Source organism: Cupriavidus sp. 8B, from assembly GCF_054589115.1.
This window is the reverse complement of record NZ_BAAILO010000195.1, coordinates 1-213: the sequence shown is the minus strand read 5'-3', so window position 1 is coordinate 213 and position 213 is coordinate 1. Positions and strand designations below refer to the sequence as shown.

The 213-nt window shown below is 61.0% G+C and carries 1 pseudogene; it reads right to left on the bottom strand.

The annotated features are described in order from the left end of the window. A pseudogene (locus ACYP5B_RS18930) lies at window positions 1-213 on the bottom strand (MFS transporter); the annotation flags it as partial.

Genomic DNA, 213 nt, shown 5'->3' with positions numbered 1-213 from the left:
GAGACTGCCTGTCGTGGCCTTAATCCAGCCGATCATGGTGGGACTGAAGAAGCTCCCCAACTGACCCAGGCTGCTAATGACGGCAATCCCCCCCGCGGCGCCAGCGCCAGAGAGGTAGCGTTGCGGAATTGCCCAAAAGATGGGTAGGGCCGAGAAGGAGAACGTCACGGCAATGGCAAGCAATACCAGCGCAGCGGGCAGGCTGTGTGTCCA